The organism is Streptomyces sp. NPDC007205 (genome assembly GCF_040634095.1).
In the GTDB taxonomy this organism is placed as follows: Bacteria; Actinomycetota; Actinomycetes; order Streptomycetales; family Streptomycetaceae; genus Streptomyces.
Genome location: NZ_JBEYEW010000004.1, coordinates 384893 through 411495 on the forward strand (window position 1 = coordinate 384893; position 26603 = coordinate 411495).

Annotated in this window: 22 protein-coding genes and 1 pseudogene; 11 read left to right on the plus strand and 12 right to left on the minus strand. The window is 72.7% G+C overall.

The features are described from left to right. Nucleotides 1-582: pseudogene (locus ABZ624_RS10505) on the plus strand (hypothetical protein); the annotation flags it as partial. A 22-nt stretch (nucleotides 583-604) separates the two neighbouring features. On the opposite strand, the gene ABZ624_RS10510 reads toward ABZ624_RS10505, so the two are convergent. Then, nucleotides 605-1846: an amidohydrolase gene (locus ABZ624_RS10510; protein WP_360084925.1), complete on the minus strand. Its 1242-nt coding sequence runs from the start codon at nucleotides 1844-1846 to the stop codon at nucleotides 605-607. Nucleotides 1847-1964: 118 nt separating this feature from the next. Then, nucleotides 1965-2135 (minus strand): hypothetical protein, encoded by a 171-nt coding sequence (locus ABZ624_RS10515; protein WP_360084928.1) that lies wholly within the window; start codon nucleotides 2133-2135, stop codon nucleotides 1965-1967. 113 nt (nucleotides 2136-2248) lie between these two features. On the opposite strand from ABZ624_RS10515, the gene ABZ624_RS10520 reads away from it, so the two are divergent. Continuing rightward, entirely contained in the window at nucleotides 2249-3592 is a 1344-nt protein-coding gene (locus ABZ624_RS10520; protein WP_360084931.1) for a helix-turn-helix transcriptional regulator, read from the plus strand. Nucleotides 3593-3879: 287 nt separating this feature from the next. On the opposite strand, the gene ABZ624_RS10525 is transcribed toward ABZ624_RS10520, so the two are convergent. The 4 genes from ABZ624_RS10525 to ABZ624_RS10540 form a co-directional block, all read right to left on the minus strand. Next, nucleotides 3880-4149: a hypothetical protein gene (locus ABZ624_RS10525; protein ID WP_360084934.1), complete on the minus strand. Its 270-nt coding sequence runs from the start codon at nucleotides 4147-4149 to the stop codon at nucleotides 3880-3882. After that, complete coding sequence (locus ABZ624_RS10530; RefSeq protein WP_360084937.1) at nucleotides 4140-5156, minus strand: zinc-binding dehydrogenase; 1017 nt, start codon at nucleotides 5154-5156, stop codon at nucleotides 4140-4142. The genes ABZ624_RS10525 and ABZ624_RS10530 overlap by 10 nt, the downstream gene beginning before the upstream one ends. A gap of 47 nt (nucleotides 5157-5203) precedes the next feature. Beyond that, complete coding sequence (locus ABZ624_RS10535; protein WP_360084940.1) at nucleotides 5204-5569, minus strand: MerR family transcriptional regulator; 366 nt, start codon at nucleotides 5567-5569, stop codon at nucleotides 5204-5206. A 61-nt stretch (nucleotides 5570-5630) separates the two neighbouring features. After that, nucleotides 5631-6419 carry a hypothetical protein gene (locus tag ABZ624_RS10540; RefSeq protein WP_360084943.1) on the minus strand — a complete coding sequence of 263 codons (789 nt, stop codon included), beginning with the start codon at nucleotides 6417-6419 and terminating at the stop codon, nucleotides 5631-5633. A 327-nt stretch (nucleotides 6420-6746) separates the two neighbouring features. Here ABZ624_RS10540 and thrS point away from each other — a divergent pair, with 327 nt between their 5' ends. The 4 genes from thrS to ABZ624_RS10560 all read left to right on the plus strand — a co-directional run bounded on the left by thrS (nucleotide 6747) and on the right by ABZ624_RS10560 (nucleotide 11199). Next, nucleotides 6747-7973 (plus strand): threonine--tRNA ligase, encoded by a 1227-nt coding sequence (gene thrS, locus ABZ624_RS10545; protein WP_360084946.1) that lies wholly within the window; start codon nucleotides 6747-6749, stop codon nucleotides 7971-7973. A gap of 97 nt (nucleotides 7974-8070) precedes the next feature. Continuing rightward, nucleotides 8071-9039, plus strand: coding sequence for a nucleoside hydrolase (locus ABZ624_RS10550; RefSeq protein WP_360084949.1), 969 nt, complete (start codon nucleotides 8071-8073; stop codon nucleotides 9037-9039). Nucleotides 9040-9108: 69 nt separating this feature from the next. Beyond that, a complete protein-coding gene (locus ABZ624_RS10555; RefSeq protein WP_360084952.1) occupies nucleotides 9109-9453 on the plus strand; it encodes a metalloregulator ArsR/SmtB family transcription factor in 345 nt (114 codons plus the stop codon). An 87-nt stretch (nucleotides 9454-9540) separates the two neighbouring features. Next, entirely contained in the window at nucleotides 9541-11199 is a 1659-nt protein-coding gene (locus tag ABZ624_RS10560; protein ID WP_360084955.1) for a glycoside hydrolase family 13 protein, read from the plus strand. On the opposite strand, the gene ABZ624_RS10565 is transcribed toward ABZ624_RS10560, so the two are convergent. After that, nucleotides 11196-11924, minus strand: a complete 729-nt coding sequence (locus ABZ624_RS10565; protein ID WP_360085208.1) for a DUF4142 domain-containing protein — start codon at nucleotides 11922-11924, stop codon at nucleotides 11196-11198. The two genes, ABZ624_RS10560 and ABZ624_RS10565, sit on opposite strands and share 4 nt — an antisense overlap. Nucleotides 11925-12188: 264 nt before the next feature. Here ABZ624_RS10565 and ABZ624_RS10570 point away from each other — a divergent pair, with 264 nt between their 5' ends. After that, entirely contained in the window at nucleotides 12189-12875 is a 687-nt protein-coding gene (locus tag ABZ624_RS10570; RefSeq protein ID WP_360084958.1) for a DUF6445 family protein, read from the plus strand. A gap of 125 nt (nucleotides 12876-13000) precedes the next feature. Here the strand turns inward: ABZ624_RS10570 and ABZ624_RS10575 are convergent, their stop codons facing one another. Both ABZ624_RS10575 and ctaD read right to left on the minus strand, forming a co-directional pair. Then, the gene (locus ABZ624_RS10575) at nucleotides 13001-13345 is read right to left on the minus strand and encodes a cytochrome C oxidase subunit I (protein WP_360084961.1); all 345 of its coding nucleotides are present in this window, start codon (nucleotides 13343-13345) and stop codon (nucleotides 13001-13003) included. Beyond that, nucleotides 13342-15054 (minus strand): cytochrome c oxidase subunit I, encoded by a 1713-nt coding sequence (gene ctaD / locus ABZ624_RS10580; protein ID WP_360084964.1) that lies wholly within the window; start codon nucleotides 15052-15054, stop codon nucleotides 13342-13344. The genes ABZ624_RS10575 and ctaD overlap by 4 nt, the downstream gene beginning before the upstream one ends. Nucleotides 15055-15293: 239 nt before the next feature. On the opposite strand from ctaD, the gene ABZ624_RS10585 reads away from it, so the two are divergent. Further along, on the plus strand, nucleotides 15294-15959 hold the full coding sequence (locus ABZ624_RS10585) for an SDR family NAD(P)-dependent oxidoreductase (RefSeq protein ID WP_360084967.1): 666 nt from the start codon (nucleotides 15294-15296) through the stop codon (nucleotides 15957-15959). A gap of 95 nt (nucleotides 15960-16054) precedes the next feature. Continuing rightward, the gene (locus tag ABZ624_RS10590; protein ID WP_360084970.1) at nucleotides 16055-17002 is read left to right on the plus strand and encodes an MIP/aquaporin family protein; all 948 of its coding nucleotides are present in this window, start codon (nucleotides 16055-16057) and stop codon (nucleotides 17000-17002) included. A gap of 7 nt (nucleotides 17003-17009) precedes the next feature. Here the strand turns inward: ABZ624_RS10590 and ABZ624_RS10595 are convergent, their stop codons facing one another. From ABZ624_RS10595 to ABZ624_RS10605, 3 genes are all read right to left on the minus strand, one after another. Further along, nucleotides 17010-17366: a transcriptional regulator gene (locus tag ABZ624_RS10595; protein ID WP_360084973.1), complete on the minus strand. Its 357-nt coding sequence runs from the start codon at nucleotides 17364-17366 to the stop codon at nucleotides 17010-17012. Further along, the gene (locus tag ABZ624_RS10600; RefSeq protein WP_360084976.1) at nucleotides 17363-17830 is read right to left on the minus strand and encodes a hypothetical protein; all 468 of its coding nucleotides are present in this window, start codon (nucleotides 17828-17830) and stop codon (nucleotides 17363-17365) included. Before ABZ624_RS10600 ends, ABZ624_RS10595 begins: the two co-directional genes overlap by 4 nt. 127 nt (nucleotides 17831-17957) lie before the next feature. Further along, nucleotides 17958-19040 carry a helix-turn-helix domain-containing protein gene (locus ABZ624_RS10605; RefSeq protein ID WP_360084979.1) on the minus strand — a complete coding sequence of 361 codons (1083 nt, stop codon included), beginning with the start codon at nucleotides 19038-19040 and terminating at the stop codon, nucleotides 17958-17960. A gap of 246 nt (nucleotides 19041-19286) precedes the next feature. Here ABZ624_RS10605 and ABZ624_RS10610 point away from each other — a divergent pair, with 246 nt between their 5' ends. Together ABZ624_RS10610 and ABZ624_RS10615 are read left to right on the plus strand one after the other, a co-directional pair. Further along, nucleotides 19287-21476, plus strand: coding sequence for a flotillin family protein (locus ABZ624_RS10610; protein WP_360084981.1), 2190 nt, complete (start codon nucleotides 19287-19289; stop codon nucleotides 21474-21476). Between the two features lie 174 nt (nucleotides 21477-21650). After that, nucleotides 21651-26540, plus strand: coding sequence for a DNA repair ATPase (locus tag ABZ624_RS10615; protein WP_360084983.1), 4890 nt, complete (start codon nucleotides 21651-21653; stop codon nucleotides 26538-26540). The last annotated feature ends 63 nt before the right edge of the window (nucleotides 26541-26603 follow it).

Here is a 26603-nt window from a genome sequence, read left to right on the forward strand (position 1 = left end):
AGCGTCGGGCAAGACTCCTACACCGTCATCGGCACCGCTCAAGGCCCCTACGCCGTCGCCGGCGCCGGGCGGCCCCGCGGTGCTGTCGTCGGCCTCGAGCCGAGCAGCCACACCGTCGTCGGCGCCGGGCAGGGCCCCCACACCCTCATCGGCGCCGGGGAGGACCCCCACACCCTCATCAGCGCCGCCGTTCAGGCCGGGCGGCATGCCGATGCCGATGTGCTCGCCGCTCGGCATGAGCAGTTCGCCGTGCGCGATCAAGGGCCCGCCTCCGACGAGGCCCTGCACTGGGCCGAAGTCCGCGCCGATCTCGCGATGTTCGCGGGGGACACGGTGCGCAGTTGCCGGGCCTGGCTGGCGGTCGCCCGGACCCGGCTGGGCGCGGGGCAGGCGGTGGACTCGCCTGCCGTGGAGGCGGCCGTGGACCGGGCCCACCACCAGTGGGGGAGGATCACGGAGGCGACACCGGCCCGTGAACTCGGGCCCGCACTCGCCGAGTTGAGGCTACGCGTGCCGGGCCGCCGAAGCGGCGCGCTGGAGAACGTCCAGCGGCATCTGCGCCGGCTTCAGGCGGCTCCGTAGCCACGCCCCCGCAGTCACGCGCTCATGCCGCCGACAGCATGGCCAGGGCCCCGGAGACCAGGGTGCGGACGCCGGGGGCGATCGTGGACAGGTCGGGTGCGAAGTGCGGGCTGTGGTTGCTCGGCACGGCCGCGAACTTCTCCGCCAGTGTGTCGCCGGGGGCCTGCTCCCAGACCTCGGCGGGGGTGGTGGTGACGAACCAGTACGAGTACGGGATCGAGCCGAGCGCCAGCTCGGGGAAGTCCTCGCTGCCCATCGCCGGGCCCGGGTCGAACACCGTGCCCGCGCCGAAGACCTCCCCGTGCACGGCGGCCACGGCGGCGTCGGTGGCCGCGTCGTTCACGGTCACCGGGAAGGAGTTGCCGACGGTCACCTCCGGCTCCCGCGGGCAGCCGGCGGCCAGGCACTCGCCGTGGGCGATGCGCCGGATCGCGGCCAGCATCCGGGTGCGCACCTCCTCCGACTGCGTACGCAGGTTCAGGGAGATACGGGCCTCGGTGGGGATGATGTTGTGCCGGGTGCCCGCCTCGATGCGGCCCACCGTGAGCACGGCGGGTTCGCGGGCGGCCAACTCCCGGGAGACGACCGTCTGGAGCCGGGTGACCAGGTAGGCGGCGGTCACCACCGGGTCGACGGTCGACTCGGGGCGCGAACCGTGCCCGCCCCGGCCGTGCACGACGATGTCGACGTCCGTCGCCGCCGACATGATGAGGCCGGGCGCGTGCGGGTACAGGCCCGCCGGGCCGGGCGCGGCATGCTGCCCGAGCAGCACGTCCGGCCGGCCGAACCGCTCGTACAGCCCGTCTGCGACCATCCGGGCCGCGCCCTGCCCGCTCTCCTCGGCGGGCTGGCCGACCAGCAGCAGCGTGCCGTTCCAGGTGTCCCGCCCGGCCGCCAGTGCCGCCGCGGCCCCGGCCAGCCAGGTGACGTGCAGATCGTGCCCGCAGGCGTGCATCACACCGTCCGCCGTCGAGGCGTACGACAGCCCGGTCTCCTCCGTGACCGGCAGCGCGTCCATGTCGGCGCGCAGCAGCACGGTCGGGCCGTCGCCGTTGCGCAGCCGGCCCACGACGCCGGTGCCGCCGACGCCCTGGGCGGTGTCGAACCCGGCCCGCTCCAGCCGTTCGGCGAGCTTCCCGGCGGTGCGGTGTTCGCGCAGGGACAGTTCGGGGTTGCGGTGCAGGTCCCGGTACAGGTCCTCCAGGTCCGTCACCGGGAGGTCGGAGGTCAGGTCCAGGGCGGTGCGGGCGGCGGGAGAAGTCACGGGGCCAGCGTATGCGGGCCGGGTGCACGGGAGCCCCCGAGAGGGGAATCAAGGCATCGGATGTACGCAGGTGCGCGCCATGGGTCGTCCCGGGCCCGCGTCACCGCGTACCCCCGGCTCAGGAGTGCGCGGGTGCCGCCTGCCGGGTCTGGCTGCCCGGCCCCGCGTCCGCCGCCCGCGCCGGGCCCGCGTTCGCCGCGAGGACAAGGGCCGCCGTGGCGATCACAGCGGCGGCTATGGCCCTGCGTGCGGTGGTGTTTCCATAGGGTGCGGATGTGCGTCCGATCACGGCGACCTCGCAACACGACAGCGACGTATTAAGCAGACTTAATCCGCCGTTTAACCTAGGGGCTGGACGGTCCCAACGGCAAGAGGGACCAGGGGAGTTGGGGGTACGCGGTGATGCGGGAACGGGACGACCCGGCGGTCATCGGGCGGCGCGTACAACACCTGCGCAGCGAGCGCGGGCTGACCCAGCGGCAGCTGGCGGAACCCGCCTACACGCCCGCCTACATCTCCACCCTGGAGGCGGGCCGCGTCCGGGCCTCCGACGAGGCGCTGCGGCACATCGCCGGCCGGCTCGGTGTGACCTTCGAGGAACTGGCCGCGGGCCGCCCCGCCCACCTCGCCACCGATCTGCGCCTGCGCCTCACCGAGGCCCAGCGGGTCCTTGCCGACGGCAGGGCCGAGGAGGCCGTAGGCCAGTACGCGGCGCTGCTCGCGGAGGCGGGGACCCACGGGCTGGGCGGCGAGCAGGCCGCCGCACTGCTGGGGCTCGGCGAATGCGCGCTGGAGACCGGCGAGTTGACGCAGGCGCGGGAGTTCTTCGAGCGCGCCGAGGGGCACCTCGCGGACCAGTCCCTCCCGGTGCGCGTACCGGCCGTCCGCGGCCGCGCCGTCGCCCACTACCTCGCGGGCGAACTCCGGTACGCCGTATACCTCCTGGAGTCCACCCTCGACGAACTGAACCGCGGCGGCCTGCACGACCCCGACGCCCTGCTCCTGCTCTACACCGGCGTGATCGGCCCGTACATGGACATGGGCGCGCACGCCCGCGCCGCCCAGGCCGCCGAGTTCGCCCTCGCGCTCGCGCCACGGGTCTCCGACCCCGCGCTGATCGCCCGTATGCACCGCTCGGTGGCCCGCACCCTGATCGCCGAGGGCCGGGTCGCCGAGGCCGACGCCTCCCTCGCCAAGGCTGCCGAGCTCTACCGCCAGCTGCGCTTGCGCACCGAGCTGGCCAACTGCCACTGGATGCGCGGTTACGTCTGTGCCCAGAACGGCGAACTGGAGCGGGCCGAGGCGGAGTTGCGCCAGGCGCACACCATGCTCGCGCAGAGTCGGGCCGCCCTCTACCGCAGCCAGGCCGCCGTCGAACTGGCCGACGTACTGCACCGCCGCGGCAAGTCGGAGGAGTCCGCCGTACTCCTGGAGGGCGTCCTCGGCGACTTCTCCTCCGAACGCGGCGCGGTGCACGCCGCCGCGGCCCACCGCCTGCTCGGCATCATCGCCGAGGACGCCCGGGACACCGAGGCCGCCGAGGAGCACTACGTCCGCGCGCTCAGCCTGCTAGAACGCGCGGGCGCCGCCGGCGACCTGGCCGACCTGTGCCGCCTCCTCGGCGACCTGCTCCGCCGCACGGGCCGGGTGGAGGCGGCGCTGGACGCGTACCGCACGGGCCTGGGGCACCGCACGGCCCCGGGTACGACGACCTTGGGGCCGGCCCCGGCGCAGCCGCCGCTGTGACGTCGGCTGCTGGTTCAACTGGTTCAGGCGCCTGCCGCGGCTCTCGGCGACACGGAGAGCGTCGCTCGGCGCTTCGGCCAGGCTCTCGGCGAGGACGCGGAGTTCCCCGGGCGGGATGCCGGGGAGCAGGGCCCGGGCATGGTCGACGATTTCCGCGCCCACGCCGAGCTGGACCGACTCCATGACATCGGCCGGCCGGGACACCGGCCCACCGTCGTGATCCGTGATCAGGTAACAGGTCTTGCCCTCAGGGCCGGCCCAGGGCAGGAGACGGGGCTCGGTCGGCATCAGGCCATCACCTCCATCCCGTGCACCCAGCAGGCGCCGGGCATGTCCCGGCCCAGTGCCGCCAGGACCGGTTCACGCCGCCGTCGGCGTTGCTCATGCGCGGCCAGGTACGGCCGCACGGCCCGGACCGCGGTCGCGTCCAGCGGGGCGTCGTCCTGGGCGTAGGGGCTGCGGTGGGCGGGGAGCGGCGAGGTCCCCGAGGGTGACCGCAGAAATCCCCAGGCCCGGACAGCTGAGCGGCACGGGAGTCGGGGAGTTTCTAGCGCCACGGATCGAGGGCATGCTTGCCGTGGGTGTGGCCTGCCTCGAGTGCCCGGAGGACCGCTGGGCCCTCGGCCAGGGGATGGGTCCGGGGGGTGCCGGGCGGGTACACGCCGTCGGCGATGAGTGTCTCGAGTTCGGTGAGCAACGACCGGTACAGGGGCGGGGCGGCAGCCGCCAGTGCCCCGATGTGCAGGCCCCTGATCTGGGCGTGGTGGGTGAAGACGAGGTCGTGCGTGGTCAGGGAGGCGTCGCCGGAAGCGGCGCCGAAGACGACCACTCGGCCGGTGAAGGGTTTGGCGACCGACAGGCTGACCTGGAACGTGGCTCGTCCCACGGATTCCAGGACCAGGTCGACACCGCCGGTCAGGCGGGTGATCTCCGCGGCGAGGTCAGGGCGTGCACTGTCCAGGACGGCGTCGGCGCCCAGCGCCTTCACGGTGTCGTGCTTGGCCGGTGAAGCCGTGGCGATCACGCGCGCACCGTAGTGCCGGGCGAGCCGGACAGCGGCCTGCCCCACTCCTCCCGCCGCGGCATGGATGAGCACCGCGTCGCCCGCCTTGGTCTCGCCCAGCGGCTTCAGCGCCGCCAAGGCGGTCGCCCAGTTCAGCACCAGGCCCAGCGCTTCGGCGTCGCTCCAGCCGGACGGGACGGGAAGCGCACCCGCGGCCGGCATCACCATGTACTGCGCGAACGCGCCCCGGCCTGCTCCGATGACGTGGGTGCCGACCTTGAGGGGGCTTTCGACCCCGGGGCCGACGGCCACGATCTCGCCGGCGGCTTCGAAGCCTGCCGCGTAGGGCGCCTGCGGGCCTCCTCCGTAGGTTCCCCGGCTCCGCATGACGTCCGCGAAGTTGACCCCTGCGGCGCCGACCCGGATCAGGTACTCGCCCGGGCCCGGGGCGGGACGGCGCTGGCCGGTCGTGAGGATCAGGTCTTCCGGCCCACGGTGCGAGTGCTGGACCAGGGCCCGCATCGTGGGCTCAGCGCTGTGGTGCTGCTCGTCGGTCTCCATGCACGCGAACGTAGGAGCCTCACATGTATGTCAAGGTCAAGCGGCGGTCATCGATCGGTGCGACGGGCTTCCCGCAGGTAGGCGTCGAGCGCCGCCTGCTGGGAGCTGAGCACGGCGATGCGGGCGGCGAGTCGGTCCCGGTAGCTCCGCACCTCGTGCAGGAACTGCGCGCTCGGCTCCGCTGCCCCGGTGTCGGGCGCGCCGGTGCGGCGGGACAGAGCCTCCTTGATCAACCGCACGGGCAGCCCGGACTCCAGCAGCGAGCGGATGACGAGGATCCGGTCGACGGTGGACCGGCAGTAGTCACGGTAGCCATTGCCGCGCCGACCGGGGACGATCAGGCCCTCGTCCTCGTAGTACCGCAACGACCTGGCACTGACGCCGCTGACCCTGGCGGCTTCGCTGATCCGCATACCCGGAGGCAACGTACGGGCGCTCCGTGATCTTCCCGACCCGTGACCGGAGCCACGCGCGTCACACCTGTGCCCGCCCCTGTCTGCGGACGTCCGCCAGGCGGAGTGCGCCGACCTGGACGGCGGCCTGGGTCGCGTCGTTCGGTACGTCGCCCAGGCCGCCGTTGGTGAAGGCGAAGGCGTCCTCGCCGACCCGGACGGCGGCCACGTCCAGCGAGAGCAGGGCCTCCTGCCCGTCCTGGTCCAGGGCGGCGACGCTGATGTGCAGGCCCTGGCGCGCGTCGCCGACCTCCGGCAGCGGGGCGTCGGTGACCTGGACGTCCTCGACGACCCCCAGTTCCGTGGTGGCGGTGAAACGCGCGCACTGCGCCGGCATCGCCGCGAGCCACTTCAGCGCCGCGTCGACGTCGGAGGGACGGCGGGCGGCGATCTGGTAGCGCAGTTGGGCGTCGGTGTCGGCGTCGTCCAGGCCGACGGCGACGCGGGCGGGGCCGCCGAGGAGTTCGTCGGTGTAGAGGGCGTCCAGCAGCGGCTGGCAGTCACCGGCCTCCGTGGTCGCCTTCAGCAGCCCGTCCCGCCAGGTGGCCGCACCGCTCGTCGGCGTCCAGGGGGCACCGAGGTCGGTCTGGGTGATGAGCGCGGCCTGTGCCTGCGCGTCGGTGAGGGTGGAGCCGTCGGCCCGCTTGGACGACTTCGGCGCCGGGGCCTGCTTGTCGATCGTCGGGAGGGGCTGGGGCGCGGTCGCCGGGTGCTTCAGACCGAGCGCCGCGCAGCCGCCGAAGCCGAGAAGGCCGGCGACGGTGAGCCAGAGCGGGAGGCCACGGAGGCGGGGGTGTATCGCGTCGATCATGGCAGAGGTGTCTCCCTGGGCTGCGGCCGACGGGGTGCCTGCTCTCACGGCACCACCGCCCCGCCCGCCCCACCAGCGCTTGGGTCCGTCCGGGTGAGCGGCCGGGAGAGTGGCCCGCCGAAAACGGCGCGACCTGCGGCTTCCCGGCCTGTTACGGTCGCCGTATGCAGCGCGCCCAGCAGTGCCCGAAGAGCACGACGACGCCGGAGACCGTCCCGGCGCGCTGACACCTGACCAGCATCGAAGCCCCGGGGCGAACGCCCCCGGGGCTTCGGCGTGTCACGGGGTGTTCGCCTCTCTCGCCTCTCCGACCGAGGAGGAACCCCCATGAACGACCGTCTGCCCGACCACCGCAGGCTCGGCCGTGAGCTGGACCTGTTCGACACCGACCCGCTGATGGGTGCCGGCCTGCCGTACTGGCTGCCCGACGGCGCGGTCGTACGGCACACCCTGGAGGAGTACATCCGCGAGGCCGAACGCCGCGCCGGCTACCGGCACGTGTACTCGCCCGCGCTCGGCAAACGGGAGCTGTACGAGATCTCCGGGCACTGGGACCACTACAGCGACGACATGTACCCGCCGATGCGGCTGGCCGCGGAGGAGGTCGTGCTGCGTCCGAGCCTGTGCCCCCACCACGCCCTGATCTACCGTTCCCGCTCCCACAGTTACCGCGAACTGCCCCTGAAAATCGCGGAGTTGGGCGGCATGTACCGCGCCGAACTCTCCGGTGTGCTCGGCGGTCTGACCCGGGTGCGGGCCATCCAGCTCAACGACGCGCACATCTTCTGCACCCTGGAGCAGGCGGTGGGGGAGGCCCGCGGCGCGCTGGAGCTGATCGCCCGCGCCTACGCCGACCTCGGCATCGAGGCCGTACGCCACCGTCTGTCGCTGCCCGGCGAGGGCGGCAAGTACGTCGCCGACCCGGAGCTGTGGCGCCGGGCCACCGAGCTGCTGCGGGAGGTGCTGGACGCGTCGGGGGTGGCGTACGAGGAGGCGGAGGGCGAGGCCGCCTTCTACGGCCCGAAGATCGACGTGCAGATCGCCGACCCGGCCGGGCGTGAGTCCACCCTGTCCACCGTGCAGATCGACTTCCACCAGCCGGCCCGCTTCGACCTGCACTACATCGGCGCCGACGGCGCGAAGCACCGCCCGGTGATGGTGCACCGCAGCATCATCGGCAGCGTCGAGCGGGCCGTCGCCCATCTCGTCGAGGCGCACGCCGGTGCCTTCCCGGCCTGGCTGGCCCCGGTCCAGCTGGTGGTGCTGCCGGTCGCCGGGGAACAGGAGGAACAGGCGGCGGCGGTCGTACGGCAGGCCCTGGAGCTGGGCCTGCGGGCGGAGCTCGCCGGACCTGCCGACGGCACCCTGGGCGCCCGGGTCCGCGCGGCCCGCCTGGTGCCGTACCAGGCGGTGATCGGCGCCCGTGAGGCCGGGGCCGGGCTGGCCGCCGTACGCCTGCGGGACGGGCGCCGGCCCGGTGAGCTGCCGGTGCCGGAGCTGCTCGCCCGGATCACCGCCCGGGTGGCCGCACGCGGCACCGCGCTGTGGGACTGACCGCTGCTGGACCGATGGCGGTGCGGCTGGTCGCCGTGGGGCTGACCGCCGGGCGCTGATCTAGGGTTTGAGCGTCGGTACGACGAAGGAGTCCGCTGTGACCGGTCAGCCCATCCCCGTGATCATCGACTGCGACACCGGCGTCGACGACGCCCTGGCCCTGCTGCTCGCCGTACGCCACCCGGGCCTGGACCTGCGGGCGGTGACCTGCGTGGCCGGGAACACGGATGTCGACGGCGTGGTCCGCAACACCCTGACCGTGCTGGAGCAGGCGGGCGCCCCGGACATCCCGGTGGGCCGGGGCGCCGAACGCCCGCTGCTCGAACCCGCCCGCTCGGCCCGTCATGTGCACGGCTCGGACGGCATGGGCGACCTCGGCCTGCCCGCGCCGACCCGCACCCCCGCCGAGCTGGACGCGGTCGCTCTGCTGCGCCGCGAGATCCTCGCCTCGCCCCGCCCGGTCACCCTCATCCCCACGGCACCGCTGACCAACATCGCCCTGCTGCTGCGCACCCACCCCGAGGTGACCCGCAACATCGAGCGGATCGTCTTCATGGGCGGCGCGGTCGCCGTCGGGAACGCCACGCCGGTCGCCGAGTTCAACGTCTGGCACGATCCGGAGGCGGCGGCGATCCTGCTCACGGCCGGGGTGCCGATCACGATGTACGGCCTGGACGTCTTCATGCAGGTCGTCGTGGACGCCCCGGACGTCCACCGGCTGCGCACCAGCAGCGATCCCGGCACCCGGCTGGCCGGCGAACTCCTCGCACACCGGCCGACCACGCAGGGAGAGGCCCCGGAGGCGGAGGAGGCGGGCGGCCTCGGCGACGCGGGCGCGGTGTGCGCGGTCGCCGACCCGGCCGGCATCACCACCCGACTCCTGCCGGTCGAGGTCGCCCTCGCCCCGGGACCGGCCCGGGGCCAGACGGTCGTCGACCGCCGCCCCCGTCCCGGCGAGTCCGAGATCCACGAGGGCAAGCGCGAACAGGCCCTGGTGGACGTGGCGTTGCAGGTCGACGTGGACCGGTACGTGAAGCTGTACCTGGAGACGGTGGAGCGTCCCTGAGGCAGGGGCGACAGGGCCAGGTTTATCCGTCCAGCGCTCCTCCACAAAGTCACCTGCGAGGATGACGTCATGCATCTCGTGCCTGCCGACCGAGCCGACCGGCGCACCATCGACGGTCACCGGGTGTGCGAGGCGATCGCCGCCATCGGTGACGCCGACCGGGTGCGCACCTGGGCCGGCCGCTTCTCGCTGCTGGCCGACGCCAACCGGCTCGCCCTGCTTCTCGCCCTGCACCGCACCGGCCCGCTCGCCGTCTCCGACCTGGCCGTGGCCACCGGAATGAACGATCCCGCCGTCTCCCAGGCCCTGCGGCTGCTGCGCGCGGCGGGTGTCGTGGCCGGAGAGAAGGAGGGACGGGTGGTGCGGTACCGCGTGGTGGACGCCGAGGTGCGCGCGGTGCTGGAACTCTGCTGAGGCGCTCCCCTCCGCCCCCCCGCCAAGGTTCCCTTTCCGGGTCATGTGGACAGATTTGTACTGTCCTCCTCCCTGAAGGGATCCCGTATGGCAGACCGCTCCCCGGACCTCTCCTCCAAGAACCCCGACTGGTGGCGCCAGGCCGTCATCTACCAGGTCTACCCCCGCAGCTTCGCCGACGCGGACGGCGACGGCCTCGGCGACCTGCGCGGCATCACCCAGCGTCTGAGCCACCTCGCCGGCCTCGGTGTCGACGCCCTGTGGCTGAGCCCGTTCTACCCGTCGGAGCTGGCCGACGGCGGCTACGACGTCGCCGACCACCGGGACGTCGACCCCCGCCTCGGCACCCTGGACGACTTCGACGCCCTGGTCGGCGAGGCCCACCGGCTCGGCCTGAAGGTCGTCGTCGACATCGTCCCCAACCACACCTCGCACCGGCACCCCTGGTTCCAGGAGGCCCTGCGCTCCGCCCCCGGCTCCCCGGCCCGCGACCGCTACGTCTTCCGCCCCGGCCGGGGCGCGCACGGCGAACTGCCGCCCTCCGACTGGCCGTCCGTGTTCGGCGGCAGCGCCTGGAAGCGCGTCCCGGACGGCGAGTGGTACCTGCACCTCTTCGCCCCCGAACAGCCCGACCTCAACTGGGACAACGAGGAGGTCCGCGCCGACTTCCGCACCACCCTGCGCTTCTGGTCCGACCGGGGCGTCGACGGCTTCCGCATCGACGTCGCCCACGGCCTCGCCAAGGACCTCACCGAGCCGCTGCGGGACATCGGGGACATCGGCGCCACCGGTGAGACGGCCCTGCCGCACGTCCCGCCCGGCAGCCACCCGTACTGGGACCGCGACGAGGTCCACGAGATCTACCGCGACTGGCGCAAGATCCTCGACGCCTACGGCCCGCCGCGCACCGCCGTAGCCGAGGCCTGGGTCCCGGGCGCCCGCCGCGCCTTGTACGCCCGCCCCGACGAACTCGACCAGGCCTTCAACTTCGAGTACCTGGAGACCGGTTGGGACGCGGAGGAGCTCCGGCAGGTCATCGCCGGCTCCCTCGCCACCGCCCGGGCCGCCGGCGCCTCCGCCACCTGGGTGCTGTCCAACCACGACGTCGTACGGCACGCCTCCCGGCTGATGCTGCCGCCCGGCACCGACCCGGCGGCCTGGCTGCTGTCCGGCGGCACCGCGCCCGCGATCGACACCGGGGCGGGGCTGCGCCGGGCCCGCGCCGCGACCCTTCTCATGCTCGCGCTGCCCGGATCGTCGTACCTCTACCAGGGCGAGGAACTCGGCCTGCCGGAGGTGGCCGATCTGCCCACGTCGGTCCTCCAGGACCCGATCTGGGAGCAGACGGGCCATGTCCGCAAGGGCCGCGACGGCTGCCGGGTACCGCTGCCGTGGACGAGGAGCGGACCGTCGTACGGCTTCGGGCGCGGCGCGGCCTGGCTGCCGCAGCCGGCGTCCTTCGCGTCGTACGCCGTCGAGGCGCAGACGGGGGCGGAGGGTTCGACCCTGGAGCTGTACCGCACCGCCCTGCGGCTGCGCCGCAAGCTGCTGGAGGGCGAGACGCTGGCCTGGACCCCGGACGCGCCCGCGGGAGTCCTGGACTTCACCCGCTCGGAGACCTGGCGCTGCGTCACCAACCTCACCGCCGAGCCGGTGCCGCTGCCGCCGGGGGAGGTGCTGCTGGCCAGTACGCCGCTCGACGGGAGCGCGGTCCTCCCGCCGGACACGACCGTCTGGCTGGCCTAACCCACGGTCGGGCTCGGGCTCGGAGCAGAGCCGGTGATGCCGTTGATGTCGACAGGCGTGGACGTGGGGTTCGGGGGCGGGGTGAGGACCACCTCCGGCTGGCCGGCGGCCGGGGGTGGCGGGGTCAGGTCGGAGCTGGGCAGCTTGGGCGGGGTCGTCTGCTGGAACAGGGTCTGGTCGAAGTCGACCAGGCCCGTCTTCTCCATCACCGTCATGTGGTCCAGAACCGTGTTGTTGGCCTGGTCGGCGAGGGCCCGCACCAGCGAGTTCTTGGTGGTGGAACGGATCTTCGAGATGGTGTTGAAGATCGCGCCGTGCGTCATCCGCAGGATGTTGGCGAAGTCGCTGTCGAACTTCTTCCCGCTGTCCGCCTTCAGCTGGCTGACGAAGCCCTGCTGCTGGGGACTCGGCAGGTTGGGCAGCGCGATGTTCAGCATCGGCGCGATCTTGCGACAGGTGGTGTCCAGCGCCGCGTGCCCGTCGACCAGGTGCTGGCTGGCCGTGATCACACCCTTCGAGGCGCCCTTCTGCAGCCCCATCTGCCCCACCGGGTACTCCCACAGACCGGCGGCCCGCACCTTCACCACGAAGTCCCGGTCCTGCTCGGTGAGCGGTCCCCACTGGGTGTTGGCGATGACGCGGTCCTGGGCGGTGGTGACCGTGTTCAGACCGAGCATGCTCGGGTAGGCCAGGGCCACAAGGGTCATGGCCATCGCACCGCCCACGAAGAGGGTTCCCGTCGCGTTCCGCGAAAAGCGCACCGTGCCTCCTGCCCGGTCGTGGATCCGCCCACGATGACGGCGCGGGGCGGTTCGGACGCACAGCAGTACGGACGGGAGGCCGGTTCGTCTCTGTGGATCAGGTAAAAACTCCCGGACACCGAGGCCGGGGTGCCGATTGCCATGCGTTGGTGCGCATGACAAACGGTTGGTCAAAGGTTGACCGGTCGCCGGGAGAAAACAGCCGAAAAACAGGCCTAGATTCGCCGCATGCCCCCACAGCCCCCGCCCCGCATGCCCGCGGCCCTTCCCGTCCTCCCCTACCGCAAGCCCACCAAGGGCCGCGACTACTGGGTCCTGGACGACGCCCTGCCCGAGGTCGACGCCGTACGGGAGCGGTGCCTTGCCAAGGACGACTGGGTCAAGGGTTACCCGTACACCTCCGAGACCTGGCCCGGCCTGCGCGCCATGCCCGGCCTGGAGCCGTCCGAACTCGCCGTCGTCGAAGGCCTGGTGAAGAAGGCCACCGGGGCGAAGGACCTCTGGGTGCAGCAGGCGCCCGGCGGCGGCACGCTGAACCACAACTGTGTCCAGGTGGTCGGCGAGGGCGAGAGCGAGCCCCGCCCGCACACGGATTCGCGTGCGCTGTGCCGGTACGCCGCCGTGCTGTACCTGAATCCCGGCGTCCCCAAGGACTGCGGCACCGCCTTCTACCGCCAGTCCCTGCCCGGCGGCCGGCTCGGCGGCAACATCGTCCAGGCCCCGCACAACAACCTCGTCGAGGCGCTGGGCACCCGTTTCGTGCCGGGTGACCACTTCGAGGAAGACGTACGCGTCCCGCACAAGTACAACCGCCTGCTCCTCTACAACGCCAACCTGGTCCACAGCGCGACCGGTTACCACGGCACGACGCTGGAGGAGAAACGGATGACGGCGGTGTTCTTCTGGATGGCGTGAGGCGGATGGCCTGACCTGGACGCCCCGGCCTCGTTCGTCGCCGTGTCAGCGGCCTCGAACCCGGCGAGGCCGACCAGGACCCGGCCCAGTGGGTGCCGCCGACGGCCGGGGCCGGGGCGTCCGCGTCACAGCACCAGCAACAGTGCCACCAGCGCCGTGCAGCCCGCGCACACCGCCAGCGTCACGCCCACGCAGCGGCGCCGCAGTTCCTGGTAGCGGGCTTCGTACTCGGTGCGCAGCGATGCGCAGCGGGACGCGATGCGTTCCAGGTCCGCGCGGGCGCGGTGCAGGCTGTCGGCGACGTAGCGGCGCTCGACCTCCTCGCGCTGGCCGGTCGTCAGCCATTCCAGGGGTCCGGTGAACTCGCGTGCGCGCTGCTGCGCCTCGGCGATCCGGGCCTGCCAGAGCAGGTAGCCCTCCACCTCGTTGGCGAGGGCGCCGTCGGAGCCCTGCCGCGGCGGACCGTTCACACCTGGCCCCGGTCGGTTCTCGCCGGGACCTGGATCTCGTGTTCGCTCATCGCGATGTCGGGGTGGTGCAGGTCGAACGCCGGGGATTCGCTGCGGACCCGCGGCAGGGTGACGAAGTTGTGCCGCGGGGGCGGGCAGGAGGTCGCCCACTCCAGGGAACGGCCGAAGCCCCACGGGTCGTCCACGCCGACCGGGGTGCCGTACCTGGCCGTCTTCCAGACGTTGTAGAGGAACGGCAGCATCGACAGGCCGAGCAGGAACGAGCTGATCGTCGAGATCGTGTTCAGGGCGGTGAAGCCGTCGGCCGCCAGGTAGTCGGCGTAGCGGCGCGGCATGCCCTCGGCGCCCAGCCAGTGCTGGACCAGGAAGGTGCCGTGGAAGCCGACGAACAGCATCCAGAAGCACATCTTGCCGAGCCGCTCGTCGAGCATCTTGCCGGTGAACTTGGGCCACCAGAAGTGGAATCCGGCGAACATGGCGAAGACGACCGTACCGAAGACCACGTAGTGGAAGTGGGCCACCACGAAGTACGAGTCGGAGACGTGGAAGTCCATCGGCGGCGACGCCAGGATGACGCCGGTCAGACCACCGAAGAGAAAGGTCACCAGGAAGCCCGCGGCCCAGAGCATCGGCGTCTCGAAGGACACCGAGCCCTTCCACATGGTGCCGATCCAGTTGAAGAACTTCACCCCGGTCGGCACGGCGATCAGGAAGGTCATGAAGGAGAAGAAGGGGAGCAGGACGCCCCCCGTGACGTACATGTGGTGTGCCCACACCGTCACCGACAGGCCCGCGATCGCGATGGTCGCCGCGACGAGTCCCATGTAACCGAAGATCGGCTTGCGGGCGAAGACCGGGATGACCTCGGTGACGATGCCGAAGAACGGCAGGGCGATGATGTACACCTCGGGATGGCCGAAGAACCAGAAGAGGTGCTGCCACAGCAGGGCGCCGCCGTTGGCCGGGTCGAAGACATGAGCACCGAATTTACGGTCCGCCTCGAGGGCGAACAGCGCGGCGGCCAGCACCGGGAACACCATGATGGCCAGGACGGCGGTCAGCAGCACGTTCCACACGAAGATCGGCATCCGGAACATGGTCAGACCGGGGGCGCGCATGCAGATGATCGTGGTGACGAAGTTGACCGAGCCGAGGATGGTGCCGAAGCCGGAGAAGGCCAGGCCCATGATCCACAGGTCCGGGCCGAACCCCGGTGAGTGGACCGCGTCGGTCAGCGGGGTGTAGGCGAACCAGCCGAAGGAGGCCGCGCCGTCCGGGGTGAGGAAGCCGCCCATCGCGATGAGCGAGCCGAACAGGTACAGCCAGTAGGCGAGCATGTTCAGCCGCGGGAACGCCACATCGGGGGCGCCGATCTGCAGCGGCATGATCCAGTTCGTGAAGCCGGCGAACAGCGGGGTGGCGAACATCAGCAGCATGACGGTGCCGTGCATCGTGAACAGCTGGTTGAACTGGTCCTTCGAGATGATCTGCAGGCCCGGCCGGGCCAGCTCGGCGCGCATGACCAGCGCCATCACACCGCCGGCCAGGAAGAACGCGAAGGACGTCGACAGGTAGAGCGTGCCGATCGTCTTGTGGTCGGTGGTCGTCAGCCACTTCACCACGACACTGCCGGGCCGCCTGCCCCTGACCGGCACCTCGCTCTCGTACGCCTCCTCGGCGGCACCATGGGGTTCGTTGAGGATGCTCACTGGTCGTCTGTCTCCTGATGCTCGCGGACCGCGCACGCCATCACCTCGGCTACTCGCCATCCTTGCTGCGCGGCGGCGCGCGGGGCGGCCTGAGTGGCCGAGGCGCGGCCGATCGCGTGACGGATGCACACGGACGGCGCAACGGACACCGGCCCCGGGTACGCCGGCATCCGTCCCGGCAACGCCGTACGTCCCGGTCCGTTGGCAGCGACCCCGGAGTGTGCGGTACGGATGGGGGCATGAGCAGCATCGCCATCGTGGGGGCCGGACCCGGGCTCGGGGCCGCTGTCGCGCGGCGGTTCGGGCGGGAGGGGTTCGACGTCGCTCTCTTCGCCCGGGACCGGGAGCGGCTCGACGTGCTGGTGCGGGAGCTCGGCGGGAGCGGGGTCGGCGCCCGCGGGTTCGTCGCCGACGTGCGCAAGCCGGACGAGCTGGCCGGGGCGCTGGAGCGGGCGGCGGGCGAGGTGGGGACCGTCGAGGTGCTGCAGTACAGCCCGGTGCCGCACCGGGACTTCATGCGGCCCGTGCTGGAGACCGGGCCGCGCGATCTCGTCGGGCCCGTCGAGTTCTCCGTGTACGGGCCCGTCGCGGCCGTGCAGCAGGTGCTGCCGGGGATGCGCCGGCTGGGGCGCGGGACGATCCTCTTCGTCAACGGCGGGAGTGCCGTCGTACCGCACACCGAGCGGGCCGGGACGTCCATCGCGTTCGCCGCGGAGACCGCGTACGGCCATCTGCTGCACGAACGGCTCGCGGGGGAGGGGATTCACGTCGCGCAGCTGGTGATCCCGGGGGCGATCGTCCCGGGGCACGCGCGCAAGGATCCGGCTGTGCTCGCGGAGACGCTGTGGGGCATGCACCGGGACCGGCACGGGTTCCGGCGCTTCGCCGACGACCTCGACGGCTGACTCGACAGCTGACGGGGCACCGTCAACCTGCGGGGTTGGGGTTTGTAGGCCAATATGGTGATGTTGGCCGTATTGCTCTCTGCAAGGGGGCCGCCATGGCTGTCGAAATCCCTGCGCTCATCAAGCCGTCCCGGCTCAGAGCCCGAGGAGGGCTGCTGGGTGAGTGTCTCGCCGAGTTCCTCGGGACCTTCGTGCTCATCTCCTTCGGCTGCGGTGTGGTCGCGATGGCGGTCGCCGCACTGCCCGGTTCGGGCCGTGCCGCCACCCCCACGACGATCTTCCTGGCGTCCGGAGACTGGCTGCTGATCACCTGGGGCTGGGCCTTCGCCGTCGTCTTCGGCGTCTACGTCGGCGGCGGCGTGAGCGGTGCCCACCTGAACCCGGCAGTGACGCTGGCCATGGCGGTGCGCCGCGGATTCTCCTGGGCCAAGGTCCTGCCGTACTGGTTCTCGCAGGTCGTCGGCGCGCTCACCGGCGCGGCGCTCGTCTACCTCGTCTACCACAACGCGATCAGCGCCTACGACCACCTGTCGCCGGCACCGAAGGTGAACGGGCACACGAACGCGACCTTCTCCATCTTCGCCACGTTCCCGGCCCCGTACTTCCACGGCGGCTACTGGGGACCGCTGGCCGACCAGATCGTCGGTACGGCCTTCCTGCTCATGCTGATCGCCGCCGTCATCGACCTGCGCAACCAGGCCGTGAAGGCGAACCTCGGACCGCTGGTCGTGGGCTTCGCCGTGGCCGCCATCGGCATGTCCTACGGCGCCAACGCGGGCTACGCCATCAACCCGGCCCGTGACTTCGGGCCGCGCCTGTTCACCTATGCGGCGGGCTGGAACAGTCTGGCGTTCCCGGGGAGTGTGTCCGGCTCGTTCAGCGCCTACTGGTGGATCCCGATCATCGGCCCGCTGATCGGCGGTGTCATCGGCATCCTGGTGTACGACCTGTTCATCGGCGATGTCCTGCTGGTCCGGGCGGAGCTGGCCGAGCTGCCCGAACCGGGGCGCACCCGCCCGGTGCTGGAGACCGACGAGGAGTGACCGGGGCTCAGCCGCAGCCGCTGTCCGCCTCGCTGTCGGCATCGGTGGCCGCCCGGCGGGCCGTCGCCGCGATGTCCTCCAGGGCCGCCAGATGGCGGGTAAGCGCTCTGCGGCCGGTGAGCGTGAGCGCGGCCCAGGTGCGCGGGCGCTTGCCGAGGTGCCCCTTGCGGATGCTGACATAGCCCGTCTTCTCCAGCGCGGAGAGGGTCTTGCTCAGTGTGGAGTCGGAGACCCGGCAGTAGTCCCGCAGCACGGCGAACTCCGCCTCGCCGCACGCCGAGAGGTAAGCGGCGAGGGCCAGCCGGGTCGGGTGGTGCAGTTCGCGGTCCAGCACGGGGGGCGCGCCGCCGGTGGGGCCGGTCATGCGGTGCGGGCCTGGTGCCGGGTCGCACGCAGGACGTACTCCGCGCCGGACGCCAGGCCGAAGCCGACGGACCAGCCGGCCCAGCCGTAGGGGATGGCGGCCAGCACGCCGACGGCCGCGGGGATGAAGGGCACCACCCAGGCATACCAGGCCGGGCGGCCGGGCCCGCAGTCCCGGCTGAACCAGCGTGTCACCCCGCTGTGGTGGGCGCCCTGCCACATCAGCACGAAGAAACCGGTCAGGCTCACGGCGGCGGCGATCACCAGCCAGACCCCCCACTGCGGCTCGCGGTCGGCCACGCCCAGTGCGGTGAAGCCGGCCGCGAAGGCCAGGCCCTGGCCGATGGCGTAACCGCGGGGCCGGTCGCGCTCGCTGGCCCTGCGCGCCGCCGTCCGCGCGGCGCAGGCGGCGGCGAGCGCGTCCTGTGCCTGCCGGGCGTCCAGCGGGTCCCCCGTGGTGTCCATGTGCGTCCCTTCGACGGTGGGTCGGCGAGAGGCGGTGGTCGGCCGCCTCTCGTTCATACCCGTAAGCATGGATAGTACTTTCCATTAATGCAAGTACTTTCCAGGAGCTTGGGTTCCGGCGGCCGTATCACAGGGGCCGGTTCGGCCAGTCCAGGAGGCGGGCGCCGATGACCGCTGTCTGGAGCATGTAGCGGTGGGACGGGTCGGTCGGGTCGGCGGTGGTGAGTTGGTGGATGCGCTCCAGGCGGTAGGTGAGCGCGCGGACGCTGAGAGAGAGACGGCGGGCGGCCTCGGCGGCCACGCAGCCGGCGTCGAAGTAGGCGCTGAGCGTGTCCAGGAGGGGAACGGCTCCGCCGCGGGCCGTGGTCAGCGGGCCGAGGGTGTGCTCCACCAGGTCGACCAGGGCCTGCCGGTCCCGCGCAAGCACCGGATAGACGAGCAGATCGGCGGCGCGCAGCACCGGCCCGGCAAGGTCCAGACGGGCCGCCATCTCCAGTGCGGCGAGGGCCTCTTCGTACGACTGCACCACCCCGCCGGTGCCGTGCTGCGGGCGGCCGATGGCGATCCGCGGTGCTGCGCCGGCGGCGCCCGTCGCCGCGTACACCTGCTTGGCGAAGTGGACGAGGATCTCGTCCTCCTCTCCGGGCGCGATGCACAGCAGCCGGCCGTTCTTGGTGGTGAGCAGGATGCTGCGGGAGTCGAAGCGGGCGAGTACGGCGGCCTCGACGCGGCGGGCCACCGGACCGCCCTCGGCGTACGCGGACGGGCCCTCGGCGACGGCCACCGCGTGGGCCCGGGACAGGCGCAGACCGAACCGCTCGGCGCGCTCGGCGAGGCGGCCCAGGTCGCTGCGGCCGTAGAGCAGGTCGTCGATGAACTCCCGGCGCGCGGCCTCCTCGCGGCGCACGGCGAGCCGCTGGGCGCGTTCGTAGCCCTCGGCGAACGCGTCGACCGCCTGCTCCACGGCGGCCAGGGTGGCCAGACCGCTCTCGGACGCGGCCGGCCAGACGGCGCGGGTGGCGGCCAGGTGGGCGACGACCAGCGCGCGCAGTCCGTGCCCGGCGTCGGCGGCCTGCTCCCCCAGGGTCCGCCGGACCTTCAGCTCCTCCCTGGTCAGCCGCCGGCCGGTGACCGCGACCTCGGCCAGCGTCCGGGAGAAACCGTCCAGATAGCGGTCCGGTATGCCGCTTGTCTCGTGCTGGTCCCCCACGCCTGCCCCGCCCCCCGTGTTCCTGACGCGCCGGTGACGGTTTCTTGGCGCCTGTCCGGCATGCAGACACTAGTGAACACTGCCGGAAACCGGCAATGCGCGGGCGTTTGCCCTGCCGCACCATCTCCTGCGGGGAGCACTACGGAGGGTTGCGGTGCCGGGCACCGGCGCATGTGTGCGCGGATGACCGGCACCGCGGCCCCGGGGGAGCTCCGTATCCCGTCGTCTGACGCAAGGACGTGTGTCATGGAAGCGCTCGGCGTGCTCGTCGCCGTCTGTCTCTTCGCCGTGGTGCTCGCGGTGCTCGCGTTCTCCCGGCTGTACCGCAAGGTGGACCAGAGCCAGGCCCTGATCGTCTCGAAGACGCGGCGGGTCGACGTGTCGTTCACCGGGCAGGTCGTGCTGCCGATCCTGCACAAGGCCGAGGTGATGGACATCTCGGTGAAGACGATCGAGATCAGCCGCTCCGGCCGGGACGGGCTGATCTGCCGCGACAACATCCGCGCCGACATCCGGATCCTGTTCTTCGTGAAGGTCAACAAGACCGTCCCGGACGTCATCAAGGTCGCCCAGACCGTGGGCACCGAGCGCGCCAGCCACCAGGACACGCTGCAGGAGCTGTTCCACGCGAAGTTCTCCGAGGCGCTGAAGACCGTCGGCAAGCAGATGGACTTCACCGACCTGTACACCAAGCGCGAGGAACTCCGGTACCACATCATCGAGTTGATCGGCATCGACCTCAACGGCTACCACCTCGAGGACGCGGCGATCGACTACCTGGAGCAGACCCCGCTCACCCAGCTGGACCCGGCCAACGTCCTCGACGCCCAGGGCATCCGCAAGATCACCGAACTGACGGCGATCGAGCATGTGCGCACCAACGAGGCACAGCGCACCGAGCAGAAGGAGATCACCCGGCAGAACGTCGACGCCCGCGAGACCATCCTCGAACTGGAGCGCCGGCAGGCGGACGCCGAGATCAAGCAGAAGCGGGAGATCGAGACCTCCCGGGCGCGTGAGGAGGCCGAGACCGCCCGTGTGGTGGAGGAGGAGCGGCTGCGCGCACAGGGCGCGTTCCTGCGCACCGAGGAGCAGTTGGGGGTCCAGCGGGAGAACCAGGCCCGCGAGATCGCCGTCGCCGCGAAGAACCGCGAGCGGGTCATCGCCGTCGAGAACGAGCGCATCGAGAAGGACCGGCTGCTCGAAGTCATCGCGCGGGAGAGGGAGACGCAGCTGACGAAGATCGCAGCCGAGAAGGAGGTCGAGGCGGAGAAGCGGGACATCGCCGAGGTCGTCCGGGAGCGGGTCGCGGTGGACCGTACGGTCGCCGAGCAGGAGGAGTCCATCAAGAAGCTCCGCGTGGTCGAGGAGGCCGAGCGGGAGCGGCAGGCCCTCGTCATCGCCGCCGAGGCGGAGGCGCAGGAGAAGCTGGTCAAGGACATCAAGGCCGCCGAGGCCGCGGAGCAGGCGGCCACGCACCGGGCCGCCGAGGAACTCACGCTGGCCGAGGCGCGGTTGAAGACCGCCGACCTGAACGCGCGGGCCAAGCTGCGGCTCGCCGAGGGCGTCCAGGCCGAGGCCGCCGCCGAGGGGCTGGCCGCCGTGCAGGTCCGCGACAAGGAGGCCGAGGTCACCCTCAAGGCCGGACGTGCGGAGGCCGAGGCCACCGAGGCACGGCTGCGGGCCGAGGCCGAGGGCACGCAGGCCAAGGCGCTGGCGGAGGCCGAGGGTGCGCGGGCGAAGGGGCTGGCGGAGGCCGAGGGCGCGCGGGCGGCGGCGGAGGCCACCGAGGCGCGGCTGAAGGCGGAGGCGGAGGGATCCCGGGCCAAGGGCCTGGCCGACGCGGAGGGCGCCAAGGCGAAGGCGCTCGCGGAGGCCACCGCCATCGGCGAGAAACTGAAGGCCGAGGCCGCCGGTCTGACCGAGAAGGCCGCCGCGATGGCCGCGCTGGACGAGGCCTCGCGCGGGCACGAGGAGTACCGGCTGCGGCTGCAGGCGGAGAAGGAGATCCGGCTCGCCGGGCTGGAGACACAGCGGCAGGTGGCCGAGGCGCAGGCGACGGTGCTGGCGACCGGGCTGGAGAACGCCGACATCGACATCGTCGGCGGGGAGTCGGTCTTCTTCGACCGGCTGGTCTCCGCCGTCTCCCTCGGCAAGGGGGTGGACGGATTCGTCGACAACTCCCGCACCGCGCAGGCCCTGGCGGGGCCCTGGCTGGACGGCTCGGGCAGCTTCACGGACGACCTGGGCAGGATCCTCGGCTCGCTCGGCTCGGCGGACGTGCGGAACCTGACGGTGTCGACGCTGCTGATGAAGCAGATCAAGGGCGGCGGGCCGCAGGCGGGCCAGCTCCAGAAACTCCTCGACCGCGCGAGCGAGCTGGGTCTCGAGGACACGCCGGTGACCGCGCTGAACGGAAGCGGTGCGCTGAGCTGAGGCCGGGCGGGGGCGGGCGCGCCCGCAGGCCGAGCGCCCCCGAAGGGGCGCGGGGCTGTGTCTGACATGCGGCTCCGCCGCGGGGGCGCGACCGACCACGACGCACCCGCCCCCGGCCGACGGCCCGCAGCCCCGAGCTCGTAGCCGCACAGCCCACGAAGGGAAGCACACGCCATGGCCACCGCTCAGGCGCCGCAGGCACCCGTGCCGCAGGCCGATGTGGACGCCGGTACCTACGAGGTCCTCCGCGACCGGCTCGCCGCGCAGGCAACCGAGCTCGCCCGCAGGGCCGCCGCTCTCAACGCCCGCCGGACCGAGGAGTTCGGCTCGGCCCGGCTGGACCTCACGGCCACCGCCAGGCTCCGCACCGGCCACCCGTTCGTCCCGAGCGACATCGTGGCCGTAGGTGACCACCTGCTCTTCGGCGGAACCGGCGGAACCGGCGGAACCGACGTACTCGGGCTGTACGGCCGGGACGGCGAGCGGCTGCCCGCGGACGCCGTGCCCGGGCTGCTCGACGACCCGGCGTTCGTCCGCGAGTTCACCGCCCTGCACCGCTACTACCGGCAGGCCCGCCTGCTGCGGCTGCGCCGGGTCGACGGCCGGCTGCTGGCGGTGTTCCGCACCGGTGAGAAGGCCGAGGACGTCCGCGTGCTGCGCTGGTCCCTCGCCGAGGACGGCCGGGCGGCGCAGTTCCTGGACGCGCGCGGCGACCGCGACGACGTCTTCCCGCCCGCCCAGGACGTGACCTGGACGGAGACCACCCGCGAAGACCACGTGCTGGGGCGCGAGCCCCATGTCGCCGTCCCCGGCGGGCTCGGTGTGTCGACCGTCGGCGGCGCCCTCGCCGTCCGCACCCCGGACGGCGAGGAGCTGCACACGGAGCCCGTCCAGGAGCCGCTGCAGTCGCTCGCGGACGCCGCCGTCGGGCACGCGCGCGTAGGCGCACTGGTACTGCTGCGGGTGCGGCCGTACAAGGAGGACACCGACCGGTACCTGGTGTTCGACACGCTCTCCCGGACCGTCGTCCGGCTCGACGGGATCGGACAGGCGTGCCGGCGGCTGCCGGAGGAGCAGGGGATCGTTTTCCCCGGCGGGTACTGCCTGGCGGGCGGCGCCCACAGGACGTACGAACTCGACGCGCGCGGCCTGGAGTTCGAGCGGGAGGTGCGCGCGCCGAACGGCGAGGACGTGCTGTATGTGTTCCGGTCCCGCGCCGAGGGCCGCACGCTGCTGCTGTCGTACAACACCCTGCGCAAGGAGGTCGCGAACCCGCTGCCGTGCCGGGGCTGGGCGCTGTTCGAGGACGGTGCGCTCGCCGTGCTGCGCGCCGACGGCGACGAGCCCGCGCACACCCACCCCGTCCAGTGGTGGACTTCGCCGTACGTCTCCGACACCCACGCCGCCGCCCTGCGCACCGGCAGCGGCGCGCTCGCCCGGGTCGGCAACGCGGACCTCGTGCGCGGGCTCGCCGACTGTCTGTCCGTGGCCCGGCTGGTCACCGACGGCATCGGGACGAGCGAGGGGTACCGGGCGCTCACCGCCGCCTGCGTACGCGCCGCCGACGCCCATCACTGGCTCACCGAGCCCGAACTCGGGGAACTCGCTGAGCCGTTGGGTGAGCTCAGGGTCACCGCCGAACAGGTGCTGGGCGAGTTCGAGACCGTACGCGAGCTGACCCGGCAGGCCACCGGTGCCCTCGACGAAGCCGGTGAGCGGATCGCCGCCGTGGTGCGCCGGCTGCGCGGCGAGGCCCCGCGCGAGGCCGCCGCCTGGGTGCGCGGACTGACCGAACTCCGGCAGGCGCAGGGGCATCTGCTCACCCTGCGCGAGCTGCGGTACGTCGATGCCGCCCGGCTGGAGGAGCTGGTGGCCGCCGCCGAGGAGGACCTCGCCGGGTTCGGGCGGCGCGCGGTGGCGTACCTGGCGCGCGAGGACGCCTTCGCCGGGCAGCAGGCGCAGGTCGAGCGGCTCGTCGCCGAGGCCGCCGGGACCGAGACGGTCGCCGCGGCCCGGACCGTCGCCGGCCGGCTCGACGAACTGGCCGCCGGGCTGCGCACGGTCACCGAGGTCGTCACCGGCCTCGACATCGCCGACGCCACCGTCCGTACGGCCGTCCTGGAGCGGATCGCCGAGGTGCTGGGCGGCGTCAACCGGGCCCGTGCCACCCTCGACGGCCGCCGCCGCGCCCTCCAGGACCGGGAGGGACGGGCCGAGTTCGCCGCCGAGACCGCGCTGCTCGCCCAGGCCGTCACCGCCGCGCTCGCCGCGTCCGGCACCCCCGGGGAGTGCGACGACCAGCTCGCGGCCGTCCTCGCCCGGGTGGAGGACCTGGACGGCCGGTTCGCCGAGTTCGACGACTTCCTCGCCGAACTCGCCGGCCGGCGCACGGAGATCTACGAGGCGTTCGCCGCCCGCAAGCAGTCCCTCGCCGACGCCCGTGCCCGCCGCGCCGAACAGCTCGCCGTCTCCGCCGGACGGATCCTGGACACCGTCGGGCGGCGCGCGGCGACCCTCGCCGACACCGACGCGGTCACCACCTACTTCGCCTCCGACCCGCTGGTCGCCAAGGTCCGCCGCACCGCCGACGAACTGCGCGCCCTCGGCGACAGCGTGCGCGCCGAGGAGCTCGACGGCCGGCTGAAGTCGGCCCGTCAGGAGGCCGCCCGCGCCCTGCGCGACCGCACCGACCTGTACGCCGAGGACGGCCGCACCCTGCTGCTCGGCGGCCACCGCTTCGCCGTCAACACCCAGCCGCTCGACCTCACCCTCGTCCCGCACGGCGACGGCCTCGCCTTCGCGGTCACCGGGACCGACTACCGCGCCCCCGTCACCGACCCCGACTTCGCCGCCTACCGCCCCTACTGGGACCGCCACCTGCCGTCCGAGTCGCCCGAGGTCTACCGCGCCGAGCACCTCGCCGCCCGACTGCTCGCCGAGCACGGCCCGGCCGCCCTCGCCGCCGCCGACGACCTGCCCGGCCTGGTCCGCCGGGCGGCGCAGGAGTCGTACGACGAGGGCTATGAGCGCGGCGTCCACGACCACGACGCGACGGTCGTCCTCACCGCCCTGCTGCCCTTGTACGAGGGTGCCGGCACCCTGCGTCACGAGCCCGCCGCCCGCGCCGCCGCCCAGCTGTTCTGGGCGCACGGCACCACCGAGGAGGCCCGTACCGCGTGGGCCCGGCGGGCGGTGTCGCTGGCCCGTGCCCGGGACGCCTTCGGTGCCGTACCGGCCGTCGGGGAACTGGAGCGGGAGCTGGCCGGGGCGATCGGGGCCTGGGACGCCAAGGCGCCGGGCGGTCCGGCCGCCACGTACCTCTTCGAGGAGCTGACCGGCGGCCCGGAGGGCTTCGTCCTCGGCGAAGCGGCGCGCACACTGCTGGAGAAGTTCCGCCACGCCGACGCGAGTTACGGCGGTGACCTGCAGGCCCTGACCGGCCTCGCCGCACGCCGCCAGGTGGTGCACGCCTGGCTCGCCGCGTACGCCGCCGCCACCGGCACCGAGGCCGGACCCGGCGAACTGGCCGAGGCGGTCACCGCCGAGCTGTGCCCCGGCCTGCCCCGCTACGACGGCGACGCCCCGCTCACCGCGACGGCGGAAGGTCTGCTGGGCACACACCCGCGCGTGCACGGCGGCCGGCTGCATCTGCGCATCGACGAGTTCCTCGCCCGCACGGCCCGCTTCACGGCCGAGGAAGTGCCCGCCTTCCGCGCCTACCAGCGCCGTCGCACGGCCCTGGTGACCGCCGCACGCGACCGTCTCCGCCTGGACGACCACCGTCCCCGGGTCCTGTCGGCGTTCGTCCGCAACCGCCTGGTGGACGAGGTGTACCTCCCCCTGATCGGCGACAGCCTGGCCCGCCAGCTGGGCACCACCGGCGAGTCGAAGCGCACCGACACCGGCGGCCTGCTGCTGCTCGTCTCCCCGCCCGGCTACGGCAAGACGACCCTCATCGAATACGTCGCCGACCGGCTCGGTCTGATGCTGGTCAAGGTCAGCGGTCCGGCGCTCGGCCACACCGTCACCTCGCTGGACCCGGCCGACGCCCCCAACGCCACCGCCCTCCGGGAGATCGAGAAGGTCAACTTCGCGCTGGCGGCGGGCAACAACACCCTCCTGTACCTGGACGACATCCAGCACACCTCGCCGGAGCTGCTGCAGAAGTTCATCCCGCTGTGCGACTCCACCCGGCGCGTGGACGGCGTGTGGGACGGCGAGCCGCGCACCTACGACCTGCGGGGCAAGCGCTTCGCGGTCTGCATGGCCGGAAACCCCTACACGGAGTCCGGGGCACGTTTCCGCATCCCCGACATGCTCGCCAGCCGCGCGGACGTCTGGAACCTCGGCGACGTCCTCACCGGAAAGGAGGACGTCTTCGCGCTCAGCTTCGTCGAGAACGCCCTGACCGCCAATCCGGTGCTCGCCCCGCTCGCCGCCCGCGACCGCGCCGACCTGGACCTGCTGGTCCGGCTGGCCGCGGCCGACCCCACGGCCCGCGCCGACCGGCTGACCGCACCGATGCCGGCGGCCGAACTGGACGGCACCTTGGCGGTGTTGCGTCACGCACTGGCGGTCCGCGAGACGGTACTGAAGGTCAACAGGGCCTACATCGCCTCCGCCGCCCAGTCGGAGGCGGCCCGCACGGAACCGCCCTTCCGTCTCCAGGGCTCCTACCGCGACATGAACAAGATCGCCCAGCGATTGCGGCCGGTCATGAACGACGCAGAACGCGAGGCCGTCGTCGACGACCACTACACCGCCGAGGCCCAGACCCTCACCACGGGCGCCGAGGCCAACCTGCTGAAACTGGCGGAGCTGCGCGGCGCGCTCGACACCGGCCGGGCGACGCGCTGGGCCGAGGTGAAGAGCGCCCATGCCCGGACCCGCGGCCTCGGGGACCTGGGGGACCTGGGGAGCGGCCCTCCCCCGGACTTCGTCCCGGGGGACCCCCATCTCGCTGCGCTCGCCCGCGCGGTCGCGGCCCTGGGCCTGCTCGCCGACCGGGTGGCGGCCGTGGAGACCGCCATCACCCGGGCCCGGGCCGCTGGCGAGGAGCGGTGATGATGTACTTCCTCGCGCCACTGTCGACCGCGTTCGCGTTCGTCGCGTTGACCACGGCGCTGC

Coding starts and splice junctions, on each gene's coding strand:
- ABZ624_RS10520 (WP_360084931.1), top strand. CDS start 2,249: ATGCGGGAACGGGACGACCCGGCGGTCATCGGGCGGCGCGTACAACAC.
- ABZ624_RS10530 (WP_360084937.1), bottom strand. CDS start 5,156: ATGGAGACCGACGAGCAGCACCACAGCGCTGAGCCCACGATGCGGGCC.
- ABZ624_RS10535 (WP_360084940.1), bottom strand. CDS start 5,569: ATGCGGATCAGCGAAGCCGCCAGGGTCAGCGGCGTCAGTGCCAGGTCG.
- ABZ624_RS10540 (WP_360084943.1), bottom strand. CDS start 6,419: ATGATCGACGCGATACACCCCCGCCTCCGTGGCCTCCCGCTCTGGCTC.
- thrS (WP_360084946.1), top strand. CDS start 6,747: ATGAACGACCGTCTGCCCGACCACCGCAGGCTCGGCCGTGAGCTGGAC.
- ABZ624_RS10555 (WP_360084952.1), top strand. CDS start 9,109: ATGCATCTCGTGCCTGCCGACCGAGCCGACCGGCGCACCATCGACGGT.
- ABZ624_RS10560 (WP_360084955.1), top strand. CDS start 9,541: ATGGCAGACCGCTCCCCGGACCTCTCCTCCAAGAACCCCGACTGGTGG.
- ABZ624_RS10570 (WP_360084958.1), top strand. CDS start 12,189: ATGCCCCCACAGCCCCCGCCCCGCATGCCCGCGGCCCTTCCCGTCCTC.
- ABZ624_RS10585 (WP_360084967.1), top strand. CDS start 15,294: ATGAGCAGCATCGCCATCGTGGGGGCCGGACCCGGGCTCGGGGCCGCT.
- ABZ624_RS10590 (WP_360084970.1), top strand. CDS start 16,055: ATGGCTGTCGAAATCCCTGCGCTCATCAAGCCGTCCCGGCTCAGAGCC.
- ABZ624_RS10595 (WP_360084973.1), bottom strand. CDS start 17,366: ATGACCGGCCCCACCGGCGGCGCGCCCCCCGTGCTGGACCGCGAACTG.
- ABZ624_RS10600 (WP_360084976.1), bottom strand. CDS start 17,830: ATGGACACCACGGGGGACCCGCTGGACGCCCGGCAGGCACAGGACGCG.
- ABZ624_RS10610 (WP_360084981.1), top strand. CDS start 19,287: ATGGAAGCGCTCGGCGTGCTCGTCGCCGTCTGTCTCTTCGCCGTGGTG.
- ABZ624_RS10615 (WP_360084983.1), top strand. CDS start 21,651: ATGGCCACCGCTCAGGCGCCGCAGGCACCCGTGCCGCAGGCCGATGTG.